This window comes from Bradyrhizobium pachyrhizi (genome assembly GCF_029714545.1).
Classification (GTDB): domain Bacteria; phylum Pseudomonadota; class Alphaproteobacteria; order Rhizobiales; family Xanthobacteraceae; genus Bradyrhizobium; species Bradyrhizobium pachyrhizi.
Genome location: NZ_CP121667.1, coordinates 228236 through 251478, shown reverse-complemented (window position 1 = coordinate 251478; position 23243 = coordinate 228236). Strand labels below are relative to the sequence as shown.

Here is a 23243-nt window from a genome sequence, read left to right as displayed (position 1 = left end):
CTCAACCTCTCAGGCTGGTGTCAAAGCGGCTCATCAGCAGGAGCGTCGCGGTGTTGGAAAGAATACGGTCGTTCGAAATCATCAGCGGCGCTGAGCTCACATCGCGCAGGTGTCTGCCGACGCTGAACGGCGTGCCGTTCTTGTAGCCGACGATGCCGTTGACCAGCATGGCGAGCCGCACGATCGCCCCAGCCTTCTCGCTCGCAGCGACCTTCAACGCGTTGATCTCGGCGGTAAAGCCAATCGAGGAGAGCGCGTCGTCATTGCCCTTGGCCGCATCGAAGCGGTCAATCGCGGCCGTGAGATGACCCTTCATCTCCTGAAGCAGGGCGGCCGCCTCGGCGAGCCGAAGCGCGCCCGGCGGCAGATTTCCGTCCGCCTGCTTGCGCGCCGCTGCCTTGACGAATGCTTGCGCGCGATTGAAGGCGTCGGTGGCGATACCGAACCAGGTCGCCGCCCAGAAGATATGCGAGCTCGCCAGCATCGACTGTGCCGCGATCTCCGAGAACGGCTTGGGGAAGATCTGCGCCGCGTCGCCATGCGCGAGGAGATGGAAACCGTCCGAACAGGTGCCGCGCATTCCGAGCGTATCCCATACGGAGGTGCGCTCCAGCGTGCGGTTCAGGTCCGCGGGAATGACAACCATCACCTGATCGGAGCTTGCCGCGTCGGGAGCGCGCCGCGCCGTGGCAAGAATCGCGTCGGCGTGGCGGCCGTAGGAAATAACGGTTGCTTCCTTTGTCAGCGAGAAGCGGCCGTCTGCCACTTCGACCGCACAGATCGAATTGCGCAAATTGCCGCCGATGCCGGCTTCCGTGGTCGCCGAGGCCATCAGCAACTGCTCCGCCGCAATGCGGCGCATATAGGCCAGATGCCAGTCGCTGGCGCCGCCATGGCTGACGAAGCTCGACGTCTTGATCTGGTGCATGGCGTAGATCATGGCGCTCGAGCCGCACGCCTGGGCGAGCTGAACGATCAGCTCCGCGATCTCCATCGTGCCCAATTCCTCCCCGCCATGCTCGACGGGAATCGCGACGCCGAGCAGGCGCTCGCGCTTCAATGCTTCGATGGTATCGGCCGGGAAGCGGCCCTCACGGTCTACCGCATCGACCTGCTGCGCCGCGACCTTGGCGACCCGACGCATGCGCTCGGCCGGCGTGGCGGCAGAGGCCGGCACGGGCTCCATCTTTCTCACCACGCTCATGGTTTTACGCCGCCCGCTGTGTCAGCAGTGAAACGGCGTCCGCGACGTTGGCGAGCGACGAGAAGGTCCGTCGCGTGAGCATCGCCTCGGGAAATTCGATGTTGAACTCTTCCTCAAGCGCCAGCATCACCTGCACCGTGGCGAAGGATGTCAGCCCTGCGTCATAGAGATTCGTGTCGTCGGTGATTGTGTTGAAATCCAGCGAAATCATCGGCTGCTGCTCGAGCAGCGCGCGGATACGATCGATCATTGGTTGCCCCACCTGTCATTGAAGTTCTTATGCGGCGGCAATAGCGCAACGACGGCAACGGCGGCGTTAACGCCGGAACTACAATGCTACAGACAGCTAACGATCCGTAACGAGCGTCGGCAAAAGTCGGGCATTTGCCGTCTTGGCGGGCGCGCCTGATGCGAGCCCTTGTCCGCTTCGCGCAGGACGACGCGGCGAGGTGCCCGCAAATGTCTTCGCGCCGGTCCTGTTTCGGGTGGGAACCCAAACAAGCCGATGAAACCCAACATCAAATTCCCATCGCGCAACCGTCCGGCAGACGCGAATGGCGACATGATCGAGAGGGTGGTCGCGGATCGCGGGCCGGGCCCGGAAGCCCTCGCCGGATACCGCCTACTGCACCGCGGCTGAGCAGAATTGTGTCCGGAGTTAGCCCTGCCTGCGTTCTAGACAGGCCTGACCATATTTTAGGCGCGGCGGAATAGCGCAGGGGCAACCCCCTCCCGCAAAGCGGGAAAAGGTCCGGATTCATAATCCATTAGCGAACTCCGGCCGTTTGGCACGGCATTTGATTCTAAGGGGCCAGGCTGTGCCCGCGTAGTGGATGTCCTCCGCGTGGTGAACCTCAGTCGAAACTCCCGGTGTTGATTCGCACCGGGCCCAAGCGGGGATAGGACTCATGAAAATTGTTATGGCGATCATTAAGCCATTCAAGCTCGAAGAGGTCCGTGACGCCCTGACCGCCATTGGCGTTCACGGTCTCACGGTGACGGAAGTCAAAGGCTACGGCCGTCAGAAAGGCCACACGGAAATCTATCGCGGCGCCGAATATGCCGTGAGCTTCCTGCCGAAGATCAAGATCGAGGTCGCGGTCAATTCCGATCAGGTCGACAAGACCATCGACGCCATCACCTCCGCCGCCAAGACCGGCCAGATCGGCGACGGCAAGATCTTCGTCATCAGCCTCGAACACGCCGTGCGCATCCGCACCGGCGAGGCCGATGCCGCGGCCCTCTGATTTCGCGCTCAAACCTTAAGACCTCAGGAGTGAAATAACATGACGTTCAAGCGTCCCTATGGCGCGGGACTGGCGGCCCTTGCAGTCGGCCTGTTCGCCGCGACCGCCGCCTACGCCGAGCCGACCGTCAACAAGGGCGACAACGCCTGGATGCTGACCTCGACGGTGCTGGTGCTGCTGATGACCATCCCGGGCCTCGCGCTGTTCTATGGCGGCCTGGTCCGCTCCAAGAACATGCTCTCGGTGCTGGCGCAGGTGTTCTACACGGTCTGCCTCGTCACCGTGCTCTGGGCCCTCTACGGCTACAGCCTCGCTTTCACCGGCGGCTCCGACTTCATCGGCGGCTTCTCCAAGGCGTTCCTGATGGGCGTCACGCCGGACTCGAAGGCGGCGACCTTCTCGGTCGACGCCAACATCTCGGAGCTCATCTATATGTGCTTCCAGATGACGTTCGCGGCGATCACGCCGGCCCTCATCGTCGGCGCCTTCGCCGAACGCATGAAGTTCGCGGCGATCGCGCTGTTCATCCCGCTCTGGGTCACCCTGATCTACTTCCCGATCGCGCACATGGTCTGGTACTGGCCGGGCCCGGATGCGATCCAGGATGCCGCCAAGGCGCTCGCCGCTGCGGCTGACGGCGCGGCGAAGACCGCGGCGCAGGCCAAGCTCGACGAGATCAACGCCGATGCCGGCTGGATCTTCAAGAAGGGCGCGATCGACTTCGCGGGCGGCACCGTCGTGCACATCAACGCGGGCATCGCCGGCCTGGTCGGCGCGCTGCTGATCGGCAAGCGGACCGGCTACGGCAAGGAGCTGATGGCTCCGCACTCGCTGACCATGACCATGATCGGCGCCTCGCTGCTCTGGGTAGGCTGGTTCGGTTTCAACGCCGGTTCCAACCTCGAAGCCAATGGCGGCGCGGCGCTCGCCATGACCAACTCCTTCGTGGCGACCGCCGCGGCGGCGCTGTCGTGGATGTTTGCGGAATGGATCATCAAGGGCCATCCCTCGCTGCTCGGCGCGCTCTCGGGCGCGGTCGCGGGCCTCGTCGCGGTGACCCCGGCGGCCGGCTATGCCGGTCCGATGGGCGCCATCGTGCTCGGCCTCGTGGTCGGCGTGGTCTGCCTGTTCTTCTGCACGGTCGTGAAGAACGCGCTCGGCTATGACGACTCGCTCGACGTGTTCGGCGTCCACTGCGTCGGCGGCATCGTCGGCGCGCTCGGCACCGGCATCCTGGTCAACCCGGCGCTCGGTGGCGCTGGCATCATCGACTACACCGCGATCCCGCCGAAGGTCGCCGACTACGACTTCGCCGCGCAGATGATCTCGCAGGTTTGGGGCGTCTCCACCACGCTGGTGTGGTCGGGCATCGGTTCGGCGATCCTCTACAAGATCGTCGACGTGATCGTCGGCCTGCGCGCCAACGTCGAGACCGAGCGTGAAGGCCTCGACATCACCGAGCACACGGAGCGCGCCTACAATATGTAAAGTTAACGGCCCTTGAAGGCCGTTAATTTGGGTTCTCCCGGGGCACGACCTCCCAAAGCGGTCGTTCCCAGAACTACGGTCCGGACACATACCCGGCAATGTCCGGGCCGTTGAGGGGCTCCAGCGCAAGCTGGGGCCCCTTTCTTTTTTCCGCAGCTTGAGAAAATATTGTCGGAATTGCCTGCCATTGTGGAATGACAGGCTACAAACAACGAAAACGGGAGGACGTCATGAAGGTGCAAGGCAGGTGCTATTGCGGCAACGTGCGCTATGAGGCCGAGGGCGAGCCGATGATGGCGGCGCAGTGCCTGTGCCGGGAATGCCAGTACATCACGGGCGGCGCACCGAACATGTTCATGGCGATGCCGACCACCGGCTTCAAATACACCGCCAGCGAGCCCAAGCAGTTCACCCGCAAGGATCTCGACCGCGCCGTGACGCGCGAGTTCTGCCCGGAATGCGGCACGCATCTCGTGACCAAGGTGCCGGGCCTGCCCGCCACCATCCTGAAGGTCGGCACCTTCGACGACCCCTCGGTGTTCACCCCGCAGATGACGATCTACACCTGCGACAAGCAGACCTTCCACCACCTGCCCGAAGGCAAGCCGTCGTTCGAGAAGCTGCCGGCGCGGTAGACATCGAGGCCGAAGCACAGATCGAGCTGACGGGTCCCGCTTCTCCTTCCCCTGAAAGGGGGAAGGTCGGGATGGGGGTCAGCCGCGGGCGACGCTGCAAGCGGAGAGAGCAGATCCCCACCCGCTTTGCTCCCGCGAGCAAAGCGACCTCCCCTTTTCAAGGGGAGGTTAAGATAGTCGAGCGTCAGTCGATCAGGACCTCCTCATCCGGCAGTTCGCTCGGTACGCCGTCGCGCAAATAGCGTTCGAGGATGTCGGCAAGCGACAGCGGCGTGAGGCGCTCCTGTGCGCTGGATAGATCTGCGATCGGCCACCAGCGGAAGCAATCGAGCACGCGCGCCTCGGCCTCGTCGGCCATCACGGGCGCGAAGCGATCCGTGTGAACGATCCGGTATTCCTCTTTCTGGGAAATCCGCCGGCCGCCCCAGTTGAAGGTGTGGTGACGCCGCCAGACGGCGGGCCCGGGCTCGAAATCGAGCAGTCCCAGTTCCTCGGCCAGTTCCCGCCGCAGCGTCACTTCCGGCATCTCGTCGCCCTCGATGCCGCCACCGGGCGCGATCCAGAAACGGTCGCCGCCGTGGGGCGGGCGAATCCGCATCAGCAGGACTTCGCGCTCGCCGGTGATGATGAGCGCCCGGACGGCGCGGCGGTGGATCATGTCTCGGAGCAAGTTCGATGCGGTTTTCTGGCGTCAGCGCTGATATCACGCGACGGCCGATCGTGCCGCACCGCCGATGGTTAATCGCGTCTTAACCTCGCCCTATCTATGGTGACTTGATCGGTTTACGGTCGGCGCCCTTACCCTCCGACCGCAGTGAAAGTGCTGGCATTTCAATCATGGCAATGACCGCCTCATCCGGCTTGGCGCAGGGCGCCGGCGATGTCGCATCCGCCGGCCAGGCCGAGCGTTCCCCTTTCCTGCGTACCACCGAGCTGCTGGCGCCCTATCAGCCTGCCAAGCCCTTGATTACGCTGTCATTAGGCGAGCCGCAGCACCCGGTGCCCGATTTCGTCGGACCGGTGCTGGCAAGGCATACCGCCGAATTCGGCCGCTACCCGATCGCCAAGGGCATCGAACCGTTCCGCCGCGCCGTGGCGAGCTGGCTGGGAAGCCGGTTCCAATTGCCGCGGCCGGTCGATCCCGAGAGCGAGGTGATGGTGCTGAACGGCAGCCGCGAGGGGCTGTTCTTTGCCGCGATATCAGCCTCGCGCTACGTCGCGCCGCGCAAGGGCCGGCCGGCGATCCTGATGCCGAACCCGTTCTATCCGGCCTATGGCGCCGGCGCCCGCGCGGCCGGCTGCGAGCAGATCTACCTGCCGACGACGCTCGGCAACGGTTTCCTGCCCGACCTTGATTCGATCGACGAGGCGACGCTGGCGCGCACCGTCGCGTTCTTCATCGCCTCGCCCGCCAATCCGCAGGGCTCGGTCGCCTCGCGCGCCTATTTCACGCGGCTGAAGCAGCTCGCCGATCGCTTCGGCTTCATCATCCTGAGCGACGAGTGCTATTCGGAGATCTACACCCGCGAGGCACCGGGCAGCATTCTCGAATGCGCCGGTCCCGACTTCAGCAATGTGGTGGCGTTCCAGTCCCTGTCGAAGCGCTCGAACCTGCCGGGCATGCGCGTCGGCTTCGCCGCGGGCGATAGAAAGTTTCTGGCCGCATTCCACGAGCTGCGCAATGTCGCCGCACCGCAGGTGCCGGTGCCGCTGCAGCATGTCGCGGTCGCCGCCTATAGCGACGAGGCGCATGTCGAGGAGAACCGCAGGCTCTATCGCATCAAGTTCGATTTCGCCGACCAGATCCTCGGCAACCGCTACGGCTACAAGCGTCCCGCCGGCGGCTTCTGCGTCTGGCTCGACGTCTCCGAGCGCGGCGGCGACGAGGCCGCGGCGGTCCGGCTCTATCGCGACGCCGGCGTGCGCGTGATTCCCGGCAGCTATCTGGCGCGCCAGCAGAACGACGGTTCCAATCCGGGCGCGGGCTATATCCGCCTTGCGCTCGTCTCCGACAGTGAATCGACGGCCGAGGCGATGCATCGCCTGGTCGAAACCCTGGGTTAATCGCGAAGCGCGAAGATTGAGTATGCCAGCGATCGAACGTGTCATCCCCCTGGTCGGCCATCTGCCGCTCTCGCTCCGCGAGGCGCTGACGCGACGGCTGCGCGAACTCACCGGGCTCGGCCTGATCGCGCTGTCCGGCGCCATCACGGCGGCGCTGATGACCTGGTCGGTGCAGGATCCGTCGCTGAGCCACGCCACCTCGCGCGCGATCCGCAACGTGCTCGGCTATCCCGGCGCGATCGGCGCCGACCTCCTGATGCAGATTCTCGGCCTCGGCGCGATCATGCTGGTGCTGCCGGTCGCGGTGTGGGGCTGGCGGATGCTGACGCATCGCCCGTTCGATCGCGAGGCGCTGCGGCTCGGCTGCTGGATCCTGTGCACGGTGATCGCGGCGGGCTTCGCCAGCTGCTGGCCGCATAACACTGCGTGGCCGCTGCCGACCGGGCTCGGCGGCGTGGTCGGCGACGCGCTGCTGCGTGCGCCGGCCGTCGTGTTCGGCCCGCCCGGCTTCATCTATCGTGTCGTGCTCGGCCTGATCCTGTTCGTCGCGATGGCGGCAAGCTTCCTGTTCGCCTGCGGCTGGGGCGCCAAGGAGCAGGACGACGAGCTGACGCCGATCTCCGACGATGACGAGCCTTTCGTCGAGGACGAAGACAACGACCGCAGCTCGGTTTCGCTGGGCTGGCTGTTCCATGCGCTGATGAGCGCGAAAGCGCGGCTCGGCTGGCTGCTGACCACCGCCTACAAATCGCTGGTCTCGAGCGGAGCCCAGGGTCGCAGCGCTGCGTTCGAGCGCCAGGAGCCGAATATCGGCGGCGGCCGCTCGGCGCCCTCGATCGCGCCCGCGCATGAAGACCATGATGAGGACGAGGCGGAAGCTTTCGACGACGATGAGGAAGAGGAGGACGAGGAGGAAGAAGCTCCCGCCGCGCGCGCCCCGCGCAAGAAGGCCGAGCCGAAGCCGAAGAAGAAGAATTCCGACAAGTTCGAGCTGCCCTCGGTCTCCGTGCTCAGTGCGCCGAAGGCCAGCGACCGCCAGCCGCTGAGCAAGGCCGAGCTCGAAACCAATTCGCGCTCGCTCGAAGGCGTGCTGCAGGACTTCGGCGTGCGCGGCGAAATCGTCAAGGCCAATCCCGGCCCGGTGGTCACGCTGTATGAGCTCGAGCCGGCGCCCGGCATCAAATCGTCGCGCGTGATCGGGTTGTCCGACGACATCGCGCGCTCGATGAGCGCGCTGTCGGCCCGCGTCGCGGTCGTCGCCGGTCGTAACGCGATCGGCATCGAGCTGCCGAACGCGCATCGCGAGAAGGTCTATCTGCGCGAGCTTCTGGTCGCCAAGGAAAGCGTCGATTCGGTTGCGAAGCTGCCGCTGTGCCTCGGCAAGACGATCGGCGGCGACCCCGTCATCATCGACCTGGCGCGCACGCCGCACATGCTGATCGCCGGCACCACCGGCTCCGGCAAATCGGTCGCGATCAACACCATGATCCTGAGCCTGGTCTACCGGCTGCGGCCGGATCAGTGCCGCCTGATCATGGTCGATCCGAAGATGCTCGAACTCTCCGTCTATGACGGCATCCCGCATCTGTTGACGCCCGTCGTCACCGATCCGAAGAAGGCGGTGGTGGCGCTGAAATGGGCCGTGCGCGAGATGGAAGAGCGCTACAAGCGGATGGCCAAGCTCGGCGTGCGCAACATCGACGGCTACAATGCGCGCCTCGTCGAAGCCAAGGCCAAGGGCGAAGAGCTGACGCGCACCGTCCACACCGGCTTCGACAAGGAGAGCGGCAAGGCGATCTACGAGGAAGAGAAGCTAGACCTCGAGCCGCTGCCCTACATCGTCATCATCGTCGACGAGATGGCCGACCTGATGATGGTCGCCGGCAAGGATATCGAAGGCGCCGTGCAGCGCCTCGCACAGATGGCGCGCGCCGCCGGCCTGCATGTCATCCTCGCGACGCAGCGTCCGTCGGTCGACGTCATCACCGGCACGATCAAGGCGAACTTCCCGACCCGGATCGCCTTCCAGGTGACGTCGAAGATCGACAGCCGCACCATCCTTGGCGAGATGGGCGCCGAGCAGCTGCTCGGCCAGGGCGACATGCTCTACATGGCGGGCGGCGGCCGCATCAGCCGCGTGCACGGCCCGTTCGCCTCGGACGAGGAAGTCGAGAAGGTCGTGCGTCACCTCAAGACGCAAGGCGCACCGGAATATCTCGAAGCCGTCACCGCGGAAGAGCCGACCGACGAGGACGGCGCCGTGTTCGATGCCACCGGCATGGGTGGCGACGGCGGCGGCGATCTGTTCACGCAGGCGGTGGCGATCGTCAAGCGCGACCGCAAGGCGTCGACCTCCTACATTCAGCGCCGGCTGCAGATCGGCTATAACCGCGCGGCCTCGCTGATGGAGCGGATGGAACTTGAGGGCATCGTCGGTCCGGCGAATCACGCCGGAAAGCGCGAAATCCTGGTCGGGGAGGAAGAAGGCCAGTTCTGATCGGGGGCGATCATCACGTAAAAACCATATCTCCCTCGGAAGAGGCGGGATAAAATCCGGCGCAGCGGGACGAGCGTCGAACAGAGACCTGACATATCTGATGGCAAAACACCTCATTGACCGCGGCACGCGCACCGCGCTGGCTCTTCTCGTCACCGCCGCGATCGCCGGCTCGGCGACTGCGCAGAATGCGCCGCCCCCGAAGCCCGCGCCCAACGCCGGATCCAAGGCTGCGCCAAAGAAGGACGCCGGCGTGCAGACCAATGCGGACAAGGGCCCGACGACGACCGGCGCCACCCAGGCACCGCCGAATCCGGTGATTCCCGATCCGCGCCGCAACGTGCCCGCCAACATCTTCCAGACCTTCGACGCCAACCAGAAGGCGCAGGCGGCCAAGGTCTCGGCCTATCTCTCGTCGCTGCAAACGCTGGTCGGAAATTTCGTCCAGGTCGGCCCCGACGGCACCAAGACCAAGGGCGATTTCTACATCCAGAAGCCCGGCAAGCTGCGCTTCGAATATGACGATCCGAGCCCGATCGAGGTGATCGCCGACGGCTCCTCGGTCGCGGTGCGCGACCGCAGGCTCGCCACCCAGGACGTCTATCCGCTGTCGCAGACCCCGCTGCGCTATCTGCTGTCGGACCGCATCGACCTGATGAAGGACACCAACGTCATCAGCGTCACCGCCGACGACGTGTTCGTCAGCATCACGATCGAGGAAAAGCAGGCGCTGGTCGGCACCAGCCGCTTCCTGCTGATGATCGGCGCCAAGGACGGCAAGCTCAAGCAGTGGACCGTCACCGACCCGCAGGGCTACGACACGACCGTTGCGGTCTACAATCTCGACGCGACGCAGAAGCCCGATCCGGCACTGTTCAAGATCGACTTCACGACCTATCCCGGCACCTCGCCGGGGTAGGCGCGCTGCGTAGTTGCGTGGGATGGGTAGAGCGCAGCGAAACCCATCGCGATCACGGCGCGCCGCGTCAATGACGGGTTTCGCTTCGCTCTACCCATCCCACAAGCGCTTGCTTGTGGACAAAGCGCCAACCCGCACCGAGAACCATGCTAAGACGCGGTCCTCATGCGGTTCTCCGTCACCACCTGGAACATCAATTCGGTGCGCCTGCGCATCGACACCGTCGCCAAGTTCATCAAGAGCACGCGGCCGGACGTGCTGTGCCTGCAGGAGACCAAATGCATCGACGATGCGTTTCCGCTCAAGCGCTTCAAGCGGCTCGGCTATGAGCACGTCGCGCTGAACGGACAGAAGGGCTATCACGGCGTCGCCATCGTCTCGCGCCTGCCGTTCGAGACGACCGACATCAGGACGTTCTGCGACAAGATCGATTCACGACACATCTCGGTGTCCTTCGGCGAGAAGGCGCAGCTGTCAAAGCCGCTGGTGCTGCATAATTTCTACGTGCCGGCCGGCGGCGACATTCCCGATCCCGCGCTCAATCCGAAATTCGAGCACAAGCTGCAATTCCTCGACGAGATGAAGGCCTGCGAGCCGCTGCATCCGCGCGGCGACGACCGCCACATCCTGGTCGGCGACCTCAACGTCGCGCCGCATGAGAACGACGTGTGGTCGCATAAGCAGCTGCTCAAGGTGGTCTCGCACACGCCGGTCGAGACCGAGAAGCTGCTCGCCGCGCAGGCGCATGGCGAATGGTTCGACATCGCGCGCGAGCGGATCCCGATGTCGGAAAAGGTCTACACCTGGTGGAGCTACCGCGCGGCGGACTGGACCGTCGGCGATCGCGGCCGACGGCTCGATCACATCTGGGTCTCGCGCGCGCTGAAGGACCAGGTCAGCGATTTCAAGATCACCCGCGACGCCCGCAGCTGGGAGCGCCCGTCGGATCACGTGCCGGTGACGGCGGTGATGGAGGTTTAGGGTTGTCGTCCCTGCGAAAGCAGGGACCTGGCAAAGCCGTCGGCCCGTATGCCCAAGGATGGGCCGCAACGTATGGGTGCCGGATCGCGCTCGCGATGCTCGCTTGTCCGGGACGACGAGGTACTACGTACTCAGCTTCCCGCCCGCCATCAGGATATCGCTTGCCAGCTGGCTGGTGCGCAGCGCGAGCTCGTCGCGCAGCCGGCGGGCCGCGGCGGGATCGCTTTCCAGCACGCGCTGGAACAGGCTGCGTGCGACGCGGATCACCGAGCCGCGCTCCAGCGCGGTGGCGGTCGACGGCCGCTTCATCGCGACGATCAAGGCGAGCTCGCCGATCAGCGCGCCGGGGCCGGCGATGATCTCGGCGCCGCCTTCCTCGACCCGGAAGGTGCCGCGCTGCACGACATAGCCGGCGTCCGCAGCGTCGCCGGCCTTGAACAGCACGTCGCCTGCGTTGAAATCACGTTGCTCGGAGCCGATCGCCAGCATGCGCAAGGAACTCTCGCCCAACAGACGCATTGTCGGGACCCGCTCGAGCAGGGCTACGTCATCATCGATCGACATTCAGGTCCGGTAACCGCGGTGCGCCTCGATTTCACGAATCGTTGAGCGCAAAGCGTATCACGGCACCAGCTTGTAGCCACCGGCTTCCGTCACCAGGATTTCCGGGTTGGCGGCGTCCTTCTCGATCTTCTGGCGGAGGCGGTAGATGTGGGTTTCCAGCGTGTGGGTGGTGACACCGGAATTGTAGCCCCAGACTTCCTGGAGCAGGGTCTCGCGCGACACCGGCATCTGGCCGGCGCGGTAGAGGAAGCGGAGGATCGCGGTTTCCTTCTCGGTCAGCCGCACCTTCCTGGCATTGGCGCCGGTCAGCATCTTGGAGCCGGGCCGGAACGAGTAGGGGCCGACCGAGAACACCGCGTCCTCGCTGGCCTCGTGCTGGCGGAGCTGCGCCCGGATCCGGGCCAGCAGCACCGCGAACCGAAATGGCTTCGCCACATAGTCGTTGGCACCGGATTCGAGCCCCAGGATCGTATCGGAATCGGTGTCGTGGCCGGTCAGCATGATGATCGGAGCCTTGAAGCCGCCCTTGCGGAGCGAGCGAACCACTTCGCGGCCGTCGGTGTCGGGCAGGCCGACGTCCATCAGGACCAGATCGGGGGAATTGGCTTTGGCGGCAGTGGCGCCCTTGGCGCCGGTGTCGACTGCGGAGGCTTCGAATTCCTCGTGCAGCGACAGCTGCTCGACCAGCGTATCGCGCAGATCGGTATCGTCATCCACGATCAAGATCTTGCGGGCATTGGCCATAGGTACAATCCTTCGGGGGCGGGGCGGTCAGAAGCGGAGGACGCTTATGGCCGTAACATCGGCTAGATATGTGCTCAGGTAGGCGATTGTTACCGATTCACAAGGCAACGCAGTCTACCTCAAATCCGGCGGGGCAGGACGTGAATGTCCTGTAATGCCGGGAGATAGGATGTTCTGAACCTCCAAGGCAAGCTCAGTTTGGAACGATTCTTAAGGGAAGGTCAGCTATTTCAATCACTTATATGAAAGTTAAACGTGATCGCCCGCTCTCCATCATCGAGGTCCGAGCAGCCGCCGGCGACCCGCGCCTGGGCTGGCTGTCGGCCGACGGCTGGACCGTGCCGGTGGCGCTCGGACGCGGCGGAATCATCGCCAACAAGCGCGAGGGCGACGGCGGCACGCCGCGCGGCGTCTTCCATCCGCGCCAGCTCTGGTGGCGCGCCGACCGGCACCAGCGTCCGACGACTTTCCTGCCGACCCGGCCGATCCGCCGCGAGGACGCCTGGTGCGAGGACCCCGCCGACCGTCACTACAACCAGCCGATCCGGCTCGATCGCGCGCAGGGCGGCGACCGCCTGACTCGCGAGGACCATCTCTACGACTTCATTATCGAGATCGATCACAACGCCGCACCGCGCGTCGCCGGCCGCGGCAGCGCTGTGTTCCTGCATCTGGCGCGGCCGAATTTCTCGCCTACCGCGGGCTGCGTCTCGATGACGAAGGCCTCGATGCTGCGGCTGTTGCGGCGGATGTCGCCGCAGACCAGGATCATCATCGGCTAGAGCTGTCGAATGGCCGAACATCGCTTTTCCCACGCGACAGACGCGACGCGTTTGTGCTGAGATCCTGCACAACAGAGAATAATTCCCGCGGGGAACGAAACAGCATGCTCGACAACAACCGGATCGCCGCCGCCTCGAAGGTCCTGCACGATCACTGGCACGCCGGCACCAAGCTCACAGCGCTCGATGGCGCAATTCGGCCGCGCGATCGCGCCGAGGGCTATGCGGTGCAGGCCGAGCTGGAAAAGACGTCGCGCGAAAAACTGTTCGGCTGGAAGATCGCGGCGACCAGCGCGGCCGGCCAGAAGCACATCAATGTCACCGGACCGCTCGCCGGGCGCATCCTTGCCGAGACGGTGATACCGGATGGCGGCACCGCGTCGATGCAGGGTAACGAGATGCGCGTCGGCGAGCCGGAATACGCCTTCCGCATGGCGCGCGATCTCGCGCCGCGCACGACGCCTTACAGCGTGCAGGAGGTGTTGGAGGCCGTCGGGACGCTGCATCCGGCGATCGAGATTCCGGATTCGCGTTTCGCCGATTTCGTCGCCGCTGGCGAGGCGCAGCTGATCGCCGACAATGCCTGTGCGCATCTGTTCGTGCTCGGACCCGCAACGACAGCCGACTGGCGTGCGATCGACCTGGTCGAGGACCGCCCGGTCATCACGCTGCGCGGCGAGCGCTATATCGGCCATGGCAAGAACGTGCTCGGCGATCCCCGCGCAGCGCTCGCCTGGTGCGCCAACGAGCTGCGCGCGCTGGGGCTGACCTTACGGGCAGGCGAGGTCGTCACCACAGGCACCTGCCACCCACCGCTGCCGATTGCCGCCGGCGATGAATTCGCGGCCGATTTCGGCGCGATCGGAAATGTGTCGGTGAAGTTCGCGTAGGCTGCGCACCCGCCACATGCACCAATGTCGTCCTGGCGAAGGCCAGGACCCATACACCGCGGCCTCAGAAAAGGGCGCGCGGCGAGACATTCATCCTGCAAGCGACAACGGTGGTTATGGGTCCTGGCTTTGGCCAGGACGACAGTCAGTTATGCGGCACCGTCCGCGTGCCAAAGATCGCCGACCCGACCCGCACATGGGTGGCGCCCATCTGGATCGCCACCGCGAAATCCGCGCTCATGCCCATCGAGAGATTCGTCAAGCCGTTGCGCGCGGCGATCTTGGCGCAGAGCGCGAAGTGCGGCGCCGGCGCCTGGTCGACCGGCGGGATGCACATCAGTCCCGAGATCGACAGGCCGTAGGTGTCACGGCATGCCGCGATGAAGGTATCCGCATCCTGCGGCGCGACGCCGGCCTTCTGCGGCTCCTCACCGGTATTGATCTGGACGAACAGTTCCGGGTGCTTGCCTTGATTTTTGATTTCCTTGGCTAACGCTTCGCAAATGCTGGCGCGATCGACCGAATGGATCGCATCGAACAGCGCAACCGCCTCCTTGGCCTTGTTCGACTGCAACGGTCCGATCAGATGCAGCTGCAGTCCCGGATGAGCCTGGGTTAGCGCCGGCCACTTGCCCTTGGCCTCCTGCACGCGATTTTCGCCAAATACGCGCTGTCCGGCGCCGATAATCGGCAAAATTGCGTCGGCCGCGAACGTCTTCGACACCGCGATCAAGGTCACCGACGCACGATCGCGCCGCGCTTCCTTGCAGGCATGCGCGATCTCGCGTTCGACGGCGGCTAGGCCATGTGGTGAATCGGCCGGTAACGGCGTGGTCGGGCTTTGCGTCATGCTTGTGCCGTTCTCTGACAGGTGCGGGGGGTTGGCTCGAATTTTACCAAATTCGGGAAAGGCTTTTTGAAGCCCTGCATTCTACCTTGCGCACGGGCAAGGGAACAGAATGTCGGGCGTCACTTTCAACCGCAACCGGGTCAGGCTCAAGAAGGTTCTGGGAATTCGTGCCCGGCTGGCCTTGCTTGCGCTGATGCTGGTCGCGCCCCTGATGCTGGACCGCGTCCGCACGCTGGAGGATTCCCGCAGCAAGCAGATCGCGCAGGCCGCGGCCGGCTATGCCAGCCTCACCGCGCATGCCGCGGAAACCCAGCGCGAGGTGGTCTCCTCGGTCGAGACCATGCTGAAATCCGCAGCCTACATCCGCGCTTCCGGCGGCATCGCGCAGAGCTGCGAGGTGCTGCGCGCCAGCCTGCCGACGGTGCTGCCCTGGATCCGCAGCATCATGTTCGTCTCCAGGGACGGGCTGGTGCAGTGCTCGACCCTCAACGTCCAGGTCGGCCTCAATGTCGGCGACCGCGAATATTTCAAGAAGGCGCAGGACAACCGCGGCTTCGTGTTCAGCGACTATTTGCGCGGCAGGACCAATGGCCGCCCGATGATGATGGCCGCCTATCCGGTGGCCGCGATCAATCCGGAGCAGGATGCCGTCGTGGTCGCCGGCATCAATATCGACTGGCTGTCGCAGATCATGGCCAATCTCGGCGGCCAGCCCGGCATGTCGGCCGTGCTGGTCGACTCTACCGGCGTCGTGATCGCCGCACCCGCCGATCATGCGAGCCTGATCGGCCGCTCGCTCGACACCATCCCGCTGGTGGCGGCGATCGCCGAGAAGGCGCTGAGCTATGATGAGCCGTCCGGCTCGGTGTCGTTCACTGCGTCCGACGGCGCACAGCGCACGCTGAGCTTCGCGCGCATCGCCGGCACGCAGTCCCGGCTGATCGTGAGCATGGACGAGGCCAAGGTAACGGCGGCGATCAACCGCGAGATCCGCACCGCCTATCTGCAGCTCGGATTCGTCTGCCTGTTCGTCTTGTTGGGTGCGCTGGTCGGCGCCGAGCGGCTCGTCATCCATCCGATCGAGCTGATGACCGGCATGGCGCGACGGTTCGGCGAGGGCGACTGGTCGGCGCGGGTCGCCAAGCACAAGCTGCCGGCGGAATTCGTGCCGCTGGCGCGCGCCTTCAACGCGATGGCGGCGCAGCTCAGCCAGCGCGAGCGCGAGCTCGTCGCCTCCAACGATCGTCTCACCGTGATGGCCTCGATCGACGCGCTGTCCGGCCTCGCCAACCGCCGCGGCTTCCAGAGCCGGCTCGACTTCGAATGGATGCGGGCGCAGCAATATGAATGCGAGCTGTCGCTGATGATGATCGATGTCGATCACTTCAAGCTCTACAACGACACCTACGGCCATCCCGAAGGCGATGCCTGCCTGACCCGGATCGGCGAAGTGCTGTCCGGGATCGCCGCCGACACCATGGGCTTCGCCGGCCGCTATGGCGGCGAGGAATTCTGCCTCTTACTGCCGAACACCGACGCCGCGCATGCGCTCGCGATCGGCGAGACCGTGCGCACCGCCGTGCTCGGCCTCGCCGTGCCGCATGCATCCTCGAGCCATTGCGTCGTCACCGTCAGCGTTGGTGTCGCGACGACCAGGCCGAACGAGACCCAGCGCCCCGGCGACCTGATCGAAGCCGCGGATGCCGCCCTCTACGCCGCCAAACGCCGCGGCAGGAATGCCGTAATCGAGCACGGCTTCCTGCAGACGCTGGACGAAGCCGGGATGGCGCTGGCGAGCTGAGATCGTGCCTGGTCGAGCGGCGCGATGAGCGCGAAACCATGACCATCGGCGACGCCGCATATTCAGCGTCGTCCTGGCCGAAGGCCAGGACGACGAGGAGGCTGCGGACGGCGCCCCTGCGACGGCGGCAGGGCGGCTGCGCGAGGGGATGGGGCGTTTGGAGGCCCCAAGCCGTTGACCGCGCAGGCGCTTTTGTGGCCTAGTCCGCCGTCCCCGGACGGGACCCGAAAACCACCCAAAGCCACCCCAAATCCTTGCGATTTCATGACCGCCGAACGCTATAACGCCCGTGAATCCGAGCCCCGCTGGCAGCGCCTGTGGGACGAAAAGGCGATCTTCGCCTCCAAGAACGACGATCCGCGGCCGAAATACTATGTGCTCGAGATGTTCCCCTATCCGTCGGGGCGCATCCATATCGGCCATGTCCGCAACTACACGCTCGGCGACGTGCTGGCGCGCTTCATGCGCGCCAAGGGCTATAATGTGCTGCACCCGATGGGCTGGGACGCGTTCGGCCTGCCGGCGGAGAATGCCGCGATCGAACGCAAGGTGGCGCCGAAGGCCTGGACCTACGACAACATCGCCGCGATGAAAAAGCAGCTGCGGTCGATCGGGCTGTCGCTCGACTGGTCGCGCGAGTTCGCGACCTGCGACCCCAGCTACTACAAGCATCAGCAGAAGATGTTTTTGGACATGCTGCGCGCCGGCCTCGCCGAGCGCGAGAAGCGCAAGCTGAACTGGGATCCGGTCGACATGACCGTGCTCGCCAACGAGCAGGTGATCGACGGCCGCGGCTGGCGCTCGGGCGCCGTCGTCGAGCAGCGCGAAATGAGCCAGTGGGTCTTCAAGATCACGAAGTACTCGCAGGAGCTCCTGGAAGCGCTGGATGGTCTCGACCGCTGGCCCGACAAGGTGCGGCTGATGCAGCGCAACTGGATCGGCCGCTCCGAGGGCCTGTTGATCCGCTTCGCGCTGGATGCGGCGACCACGCCGGCCGGCGAGAGCGAGCTGAAGATCTTCACCACGCGGCCGGACACGCTGTTCGGCGCCAAGTTCATGGCGATCTCGGCGGATCATCCGCTGGCGCAGGCGGCCGCCGCGAAGAATCCGAAGCTCGCGGAGTTCATCGCCGACATCAAGAAGATCGGCACCGCGCAGTCGATCATCGACACCGCCGAGAAGCAGGGTTTCGACACCGGCATCAAGGCGGTGCATCCGTTCGATCCGAACTGGAAGCTGCCGGTCTATGTCGCGAACTTCGTGCTGATGGAATACGGCACCGGCGCGATCTTCGGATGCCCGGCGCACGACCAGCGCGACCTCGACTTCGTCAACAAGTACGATCTCGGCAACGTGCCGGTGGTCTGCCCCGAGGGCCAGGACCCCAAAACGTTCGTGATCACCGACGTTGCCTATGACGGCGACGGCCGCATGATCAATTCGCGCTTCCTCGACGGCATGACGATCGAAGCGGCCAAGGAAGAGGTTGCCAAGCGTCTGGAGACCGAGCTGCGCGCCTTGCCAGGGGAAGGAAGGTTGGCGCCGGTCGGCGAGCGGCAGGTGAATTTCCGGCTGCGCGACTGGGGCATTTCGCGCCAGCGCTATTGGGGCTGCCCGATCCCGGTGATCCACTGCCCGACCTGCGACGTGGTGCCGGTGCCCGACGACCAGTTGCCGGTGACGCTGCCGGAGGATGTAAGCTTCGACAAGCCGGGCAACGCGCTCGACCATCATCCGACCTGGAAGCACGTCACTTGTCCGAAGTGCGGCGGCAAGGCGGTGCGCGAAACCGACACGATGGACACCTTCGTGGACTCGTCGTGGTACTTCGCGCGCTTCACCGACCCGTGGAACGAGACCGCACCGACCACGCCCGCGGTCGCCAACCGGATGATGCCGGTCGACCAGTATATCGGCGGCGTCGAGCACGCGATCCTGCATCTGCTCTACAGCCGCTTCTTCACCCGCGCGATGAAGGCCACCGGCCACGTCGACATGAGCGAGCCGTTCGCCGGCATGTTCACCCAGGGCATGGTGGTGCACGAGACCTACCAGAAGGCCGACGGCAGCTGGGTCACGCCGGCCGAGGTGAAGATCGAGGTTGCCGGCAATGGCCGCCGCGCGGTGCTGATGGCGACCGGCGAAGACGTTGAGATCGGCCCGATCGAGAAGATGTCGAAGTCGAAGAAAAACACCGTCGACCCCGACGACATCATCGCGAGCTACGGCGCCGACGTCGCGCGCTGGTTCATGCTCTCGGACTCGCCGCCGGACCGCGACGTGATCTGGAGCGACGAACGCGTGCAGGGCGCCTCGCGGTTCGTGCAGCGGCTGTGGCGGCTGGTGAACGAATCGGCCGAGATCGCCAAGATCGCCGGCAACAAGGCCGCCCCAGCGGCCCGGCCGGAGACGTTCGGGCCCGAGGCGCTGGCGCTGCGCAAGGCCGCCCATGGCGCGCTCGACAAGGTGTCGTCCGGGATCGAGCGGCTGCATTTCAACGTGTGTCTCGCCCATATCCGCGAGTTCGCCAATGCGCTGTCCGAGGTGCTGGCGAAAGGCGACAAGCCGGCGCCGGACCTGGCCTGGGCCGTCAAGGAAGCGGCGACCATCCTGGTGCAGCTGTTTTCGCCTATGATGCCGCATCTGGCCGAGGAGTGCTGGGTGGTTCTCGGCCAGACCGGGCTGGTTTCCGAGGCCGATTGGCCGCAAATCGAGCGCGATTTACTGGTTGAAGACAGCGTGACCCTGGTCGTCCAGGTCAACGGTAAAAAACGAGGTGATGTTACCGTGCCACGGGCGGCCCAAAATGCGGATATAGAGGCTGCCGTTTTGGCGCTCGATGCGGTAAAAGCCGCCTTGGGCGGCAAACCCGTCCGCAAGGTGATCGTGGTGCCCATGAGGATCGTCAATGTTGTCGGCTAGGATCAGGATCGCCGCCCGGCTCGTGGCCGTGGCTGCCTTGGCCGCGCTGACGGCCGGATGCTTCCAGCCGATGTATGCCGAGCGCACCCTCGACGGCCAGTCGTCCGCCCTGCGCGAAAAGCTGATGGCCGTCGAAGTTCCGCCGGTCGACAAGCCGAACGCCTCGCGCGAGGCCCGGGTCGGCGTCGAGGTCCGCAACGCCCTCGCCTTCAAGCTCTACGGCACCGCCACCGGCGTGGCGCCGACGCACCGGCTGGTGCTGCGCTTCACCACCAGCCGCTCCTCGCTGATGATCGACCAGGCCACGGCGCTGCCGACCAGCGAGAACTACGGCATCGACGCCCAGTTCAACCTGGTCGAGATCGCGTCGAACAAGTCTGTCATGACCGGCACCACCTTCTCGCGCGTGTCCTATGACATGCCCGGCTCCTACCAGCGCTTCGCCCGCGCCCGCGCCTTCCGCGACGCCGAGGACCGCGCCGCGCAGGAGATCGCCGACAACATCCAGACCCGGCTCGCCTCCTTCTTCTCCACCGGAACTTGATGCGTTGGCGTCATTCCGGGGCGCGCCAGCGGCGCGAACCCGGAATCTCGATCCATCATCTCCAGATTCCGGGTTCGCCTCTGGCGAGGCGCCCCGGAATGACGGTTCAAGGCTAGATGGTCGCGCTTCGCGGAAAAGAGATCGACAGCTTCCTCGCCCGGCCTGACGCCGGCCGTCCGATCATCCTGCTGTACGGCCCGGACCTCGGGCTGGTGCGCGAGCGTGCCGACGCGCTGATGGCCTCCGCGGTCGACGATCCCAACGATCCGTTCTCGCTGGTGCGGCTCGATGGCGACGAGCTTGCGGCCGAGCCGTCGCGGCTGGTCGACGAGGCCATGACGGTGCCGCTGTTCGGCGGCCGCCGCGCCATCCGCGTCCGCGCCGGCTCGCGCAACTTCTCGAGTGGCGTCGAGACGCTGATCGAGACCACCGCGCTCAGGGATTGCCGCATCGTGATCGAGGCCGGCGAGCTCAGGCCGGAATCGCCGCTGCGCAAGATCTGCGAGCGCGCCAAGAATGCGGTGGCGATCGGCTGCTATCCCGACACCGAGCGCGACCTCACCAAGCTGATCGAGGACGAGCTGCGCGTATCGAACCTGCGGCTCGCACAAGATGCGCGCGCCGTGCTGATGTCGCTGCTCGGCGGCGACCGCATGGCCTCGCGTAATGAGCTGCGCAAGCTGGCGCTGTTCGCGCACGGCAAGGGTGAGATCACGCTCGAGGACGTCATGACCGTGGTGTCCGACGCCTCCGAGCTGAAGCTCGACCCGATCGTCGACGGCGCCTTCGCCGGCAATGCCGCGCTGGTCGAGAGCGAGTTCACGAAAGCAATGGTCGCCGGCACCTATCCCGGCGTGATCATCTCGGCCGCGCAGCGCCAGGCGGCATGGCTGCACAAATCGGCGCTGGCGATCGCGGACGGCACGCCGGCGTCAGCCGTGCTCGAAGGCGGATTTCCGCGGCTGCATTTCTCGCGCAAACCCGCAGTCGAGATCGCGCTGCGCAACTTCACGCCGCCGCGGCTGGTGAACGTGATCGACCAGCTCGCCACCGCAGCGCTCGACATGCGCAAGCAGGCCTCGCTCGCCGCCGTGATCGCGCAGCGCGCGCTGCTCTCGATCGCGGCGAATGCGAAGCGGCGGGGGTGAGACGCAATGTTCGTACGGCCGTCATTGCGAGGCGCGAAAGCGACGAAGCAATGACGTGGAGAGATGCTGGAAGTTCTAGCCGCCCTCCAGCCGCCGCACCACCTCGTCGAGCTGCTCGAGATTGCGGTAGCTGATCTGGACGGTGCCGCCGGGATCGCGATGGCTGACGGTGACGGCAAGGCCTAGCGCATCGCTGACGCGTTTCTCCAGCGCGAGCGTGTCGGCATCCTTGTCGACCTTGGCCGCGCTGCCGCTGCGCGCCTTCTGCGGCTTGCGCTCCGGCACGCCCTCCTCATGCGCCAGCGCCTCGGCCTGGCGGACGTTGAGGCCTTCGGCGACGATGCGCTTCGCTGCAGCGAGCGGATCCGGCACGCCGATCAGCGCGCGGGCGTGGCCGGCGGAGAGATCACCCTTCGAGATCAGCGCCTGCACCTCGGCGGGCAGCTTGGTCAGCCGCATCATGTTGGCGACATGGCTGCGGCTCTTGCCGACGATCTTGGCGATCTCTTCCTGACTGCGTTTGAACTCGTCGGCGAGCGCGTGATAGCCCTGCGCCTCTTCCATCGCATTGAGGTCTTCGCGCTGGACGTTCTCGATGATCATGATCTCGAGCGCGTCGGAATCAGAGACCTCGACCGGCACGATCGGCACTTCGTGCAGGCCGGCGAGTTGCGAGGCGCGCCAGCGGCGCTCGCCGGCGATGATCTCGTAGCGGTCCTGCGTGCCCTTGATCGCACGCACCACGATCGGCTGGATCACGCCGCGCTGCCTGATCGAATCGGCAAGCTCGCCGAGCTCGGTGTCGGCGAAGGTGCGCCGCGGGTTGCGCGGGTTGGCCTTGAGGAATTCGATCGGCACCTTGCGCTGGTTGCGCGGCCGCTCGACATGCGCGGCCGCCTCGCCGCCGACATCTCCGATCAGGCTTGCCAGCCCGCGCCCCAGTCGCGAACGCGCTTCATCGGCCATTGTTGCGAGCTCCCTTGGATTCACACGCAGTACTCCGGACTTGAATTTCAGAAGAAACGTAGGATGGGTAGAGCGAAGCGAAACCCATCGCGGCTCGCAATGAGAGTGATGGGTTTCGCTTCGCTCTACCCATCCTACGCAACATCAATGCGTGCGCAGCTCGCGCTCGCGCTGGATCACTTCGGTGGCGAGCTTGAGATACGCATCGCTGCCGGCGCATTTGAGGTCGTAGACCAGGACCGGCTTGCCGTAGGACGGCGCCTCGGAGATGCGCACGTTGCGCGGGATCATGGTGTCGTAGACCTTGTCGCCCATGAACTGGCGCACGTCGGCAACGACCTGGTTGGAGAGGTTGTTGCGCGAGTCGAACATGGTCAGCACGATGCCGTGGATCGACAGGTTCGGATTAAGCGTCGAGCGCACCTGCTCCACGGTCTGCAGCAATTGCGACAGACCTTCGAGCGCGAAGAACTCGCATTGCAGCGGCACCAGGATCGCGTCCGACGCCGCCATCGCATTCACCGTGAGCAAATTGAGCGAGGGCGGGCAGTCGATCAGCACATAGGTGTAGTCGGCTTCCGGCGAGACGTTGTTGTTCAATCCCGCGATCGCATCGCGCAGCCGGAACGCGCGGCCCGGCGTCGTGCCGAGCTCGAGCTCGAGGCCGGAAAGGTCCATGGTGGAGGCGGCAATATGCAGCCGCGGCACCGCGGTCGCGACCACGGCATCGCGCAGCGGCGCCTCGCCGATCAGGACGTCGTAGGTCGAGCAGCTGCGGTTGCGGCGATCGATGCCGAGGCCGGTCGAGGCGTTGCCCTGCGGATCGAGATCGACGATCAGGACACGCTCACCAATCGCAGCGAGTGCAGTCCCAAGATTGATCGCTGTGGTGGTCTTGCCGACGCCGCCCTTCTGGTTGGCGAGCGACAGGATGCGCGGATGGCCAGGCGGCTGGGACGCCTTATCCTCTTGATAAACCTCGTCCATCACAGTCATA

At 65.3% G+C, this 23243-nt stretch carries 21 protein-coding genes; 13 read left to right on the top strand and 8 right to left on the bottom strand.

What is annotated here, in order from left to right; translation table 11 throughout:
* Position 1 precedes the first annotated feature (1 nt).
* Both QA639_RS01155 and QA639_RS01150 read right to left on the bottom strand, forming a co-directional pair.
* Entirely contained in the window at positions 2-1204 is a 1203-nt protein-coding gene (locus QA639_RS01155) for an acyl-CoA dehydrogenase family protein (protein WP_428841132.1), read from the bottom strand.
* 4 nt (positions 1205-1208) lie between these two features.
* Positions 1209-1454 (bottom strand): acyl carrier protein, encoded by a 246-nt coding sequence (locus QA639_RS01150; RefSeq protein ID WP_157342896.1) that lies wholly within the window; start codon positions 1452-1454, stop codon positions 1209-1211.
* 658 nt (positions 1455-2112) lie between these two features.
* Here QA639_RS01150 and QA639_RS01145 point away from each other — a divergent pair.
* From QA639_RS01145 to QA639_RS01135, 3 genes are all read left to right on the top strand, one after another.
* Positions 2113-2451, top strand: a complete 339-nt coding sequence (locus QA639_RS01145; protein WP_024583097.1) for a P-II family nitrogen regulator — start codon at positions 2113-2115, stop codon at positions 2449-2451.
* A 39-nt stretch (positions 2452-2490) separates the two neighbouring features.
* A complete protein-coding gene (locus QA639_RS01140; protein WP_028335827.1) occupies positions 2491-3939 on the top strand; it encodes an ammonium transporter in 1449 nt (482 codons plus the stop codon).
* Positions 3940-4169: 230 nt separating this feature from the next.
* Entirely contained in the window at positions 4170-4574 is a 405-nt protein-coding gene (locus QA639_RS01135; protein WP_157342895.1) for a GFA family protein, read from the top strand.
* 184 nt (positions 4575-4758) lie between these two features.
* Here QA639_RS01135 and QA639_RS01130 read toward each other — a convergent pair whose 3' ends face one another.
* The gene (locus tag QA639_RS01130; RefSeq protein ID WP_157342893.1) at positions 4759-5232 is read right to left on the bottom strand and encodes an NUDIX hydrolase; all 474 of its coding nucleotides are present in this window, start codon (positions 5230-5232) and stop codon (positions 4759-4761) included.
* Between the two features lie 179 nt (positions 5233-5411).
* Here QA639_RS01130 and QA639_RS01125 point away from each other — a divergent pair, with 179 nt between their 5' ends.
* The 4 genes from QA639_RS01125 to QA639_RS01110 all read left to right on the top strand — a co-directional run bounded on the left by QA639_RS01125 (position 5412) and on the right by QA639_RS01110 (position 11035).
* Entirely contained in the window at positions 5412-6638 is a 1227-nt protein-coding gene (locus tag QA639_RS01125; protein WP_157342890.1) for an aminotransferase class I/II-fold pyridoxal phosphate-dependent enzyme, read from the top strand.
* 16 nt (positions 6639-6654) lie between these two features.
* Positions 6655-9135, top strand: coding sequence for a DNA translocase FtsK (locus tag QA639_RS01120; protein WP_050383517.1), 2481 nt, complete (start codon positions 6655-6657; stop codon positions 9133-9135).
* A gap of 100 nt (positions 9136-9235) precedes the next feature.
* Positions 9236-10054, top strand: coding sequence for an outer membrane lipoprotein carrier protein LolA (locus QA639_RS01115; protein ID WP_157342888.1), 819 nt, complete (start codon positions 9236-9238; stop codon positions 10052-10054).
* Between the two features lie 165 nt (positions 10055-10219).
* Positions 10220-11035: an exodeoxyribonuclease III gene (locus QA639_RS01110; RefSeq protein ID WP_157342886.1), complete on the top strand. Its 816-nt coding sequence runs from the start codon at positions 10220-10222 to the stop codon at positions 11033-11035.
* A gap of 123 nt (positions 11036-11158) precedes the next feature.
* On the opposite strand, the gene QA639_RS01105 is transcribed toward QA639_RS01110, so the two are convergent.
* Together QA639_RS01105 and QA639_RS01100 are read right to left on the bottom strand one after the other, a co-directional pair.
* The gene (locus QA639_RS01105; RefSeq protein WP_016841445.1) at positions 11159-11599 is read right to left on the bottom strand and encodes a cyclic nucleotide-binding domain-containing protein; all 441 of its coding nucleotides are present in this window, start codon (positions 11597-11599) and stop codon (positions 11159-11161) included.
* A gap of 57 nt (positions 11600-11656) precedes the next feature.
* Positions 11657-12343: a response regulator transcription factor gene (locus tag QA639_RS01100; protein WP_016841446.1), complete on the bottom strand. Its 687-nt coding sequence runs from the start codon at positions 12341-12343 to the stop codon at positions 11657-11659.
* 242 nt (positions 12344-12585) lie between these two features.
* Here QA639_RS01100 and QA639_RS01095 point away from each other — a divergent pair, with 242 nt between their 5' ends.
* A complete protein-coding gene (locus QA639_RS01095) occupies positions 12586-13125 on the top strand; it encodes a L,D-transpeptidase family protein (protein WP_157342884.1) in 540 nt (179 codons plus the stop codon).
* Positions 13126-13229: 104 nt separating this feature from the next.
* The gene (locus tag QA639_RS01090) at positions 13230-14015 is read left to right on the top strand and encodes a 2-keto-4-pentenoate hydratase (RefSeq protein WP_028335820.1); all 786 of its coding nucleotides are present in this window, start codon (positions 13230-13232) and stop codon (positions 14013-14015) included.
* A 145-nt stretch (positions 14016-14160) separates the two neighbouring features.
* Here the strand turns inward: QA639_RS01090 and QA639_RS01085 are convergent, their stop codons facing one another.
* Complete coding sequence (locus QA639_RS01085; protein WP_157342882.1) at positions 14161-14865, bottom strand: YggS family pyridoxal phosphate-dependent enzyme; 705 nt, start codon at positions 14863-14865, stop codon at positions 14161-14163.
* A 109-nt stretch (positions 14866-14974) separates the two neighbouring features.
* On the opposite strand from QA639_RS01085, the gene QA639_RS01080 reads away from it, so the two are divergent.
* From QA639_RS01080 to holA, 4 genes are all read left to right on the top strand, one after another.
* Positions 14975-16666 carry a sensor domain-containing diguanylate cyclase gene (locus QA639_RS01080; protein WP_157342880.1) on the top strand — a complete coding sequence of 564 codons (1692 nt, stop codon included), beginning with the start codon at positions 14975-14977 and terminating at the stop codon, positions 16664-16666.
* Between the two features lie 264 nt (positions 16667-16930).
* The gene (leuS, locus tag QA639_RS01075) at positions 16931-19588 is read left to right on the top strand and encodes a leucine--tRNA ligase (protein WP_283089004.1); all 2658 of its coding nucleotides are present in this window, start codon (positions 16931-16933) and stop codon (positions 19586-19588) included.
* Positions 19575-20132: an LPS assembly lipoprotein LptE gene (gene lptE, locus QA639_RS01070; protein WP_028335816.1), complete on the top strand. Its 558-nt coding sequence runs from the start codon at positions 19575-19577 to the stop codon at positions 20130-20132. The genes leuS and lptE overlap by 14 nt, the downstream gene beginning before the upstream one ends.
* Before the next feature lie 116 nt (positions 20133-20248).
* On the top strand, positions 20249-21280 hold the full coding sequence (gene holA / locus QA639_RS01065) for a DNA polymerase III subunit delta (protein WP_050383513.1): 1032 nt from the start codon (positions 20249-20251) through the stop codon (positions 21278-21280).
* A gap of 75 nt (positions 21281-21355) precedes the next feature.
* On the opposite strand, the gene QA639_RS01060 is transcribed toward holA, so the two are convergent.
* Positions 21356-22246 carry a ParB/RepB/Spo0J family partition protein gene (locus QA639_RS01060; protein WP_157342870.1) on the bottom strand — a complete coding sequence of 297 codons (891 nt, stop codon included), beginning with the start codon at positions 22244-22246 and terminating at the stop codon, positions 21356-21358.
* Positions 22247-22390: 144 nt separating this feature from the next.
* Complete coding sequence (locus QA639_RS01055; protein WP_028335813.1) at positions 22391-23242, bottom strand: ParA family protein; 852 nt, start codon at positions 23240-23242, stop codon at positions 22391-22393.
* Position 23243: the final 1 nt, after the last annotated feature.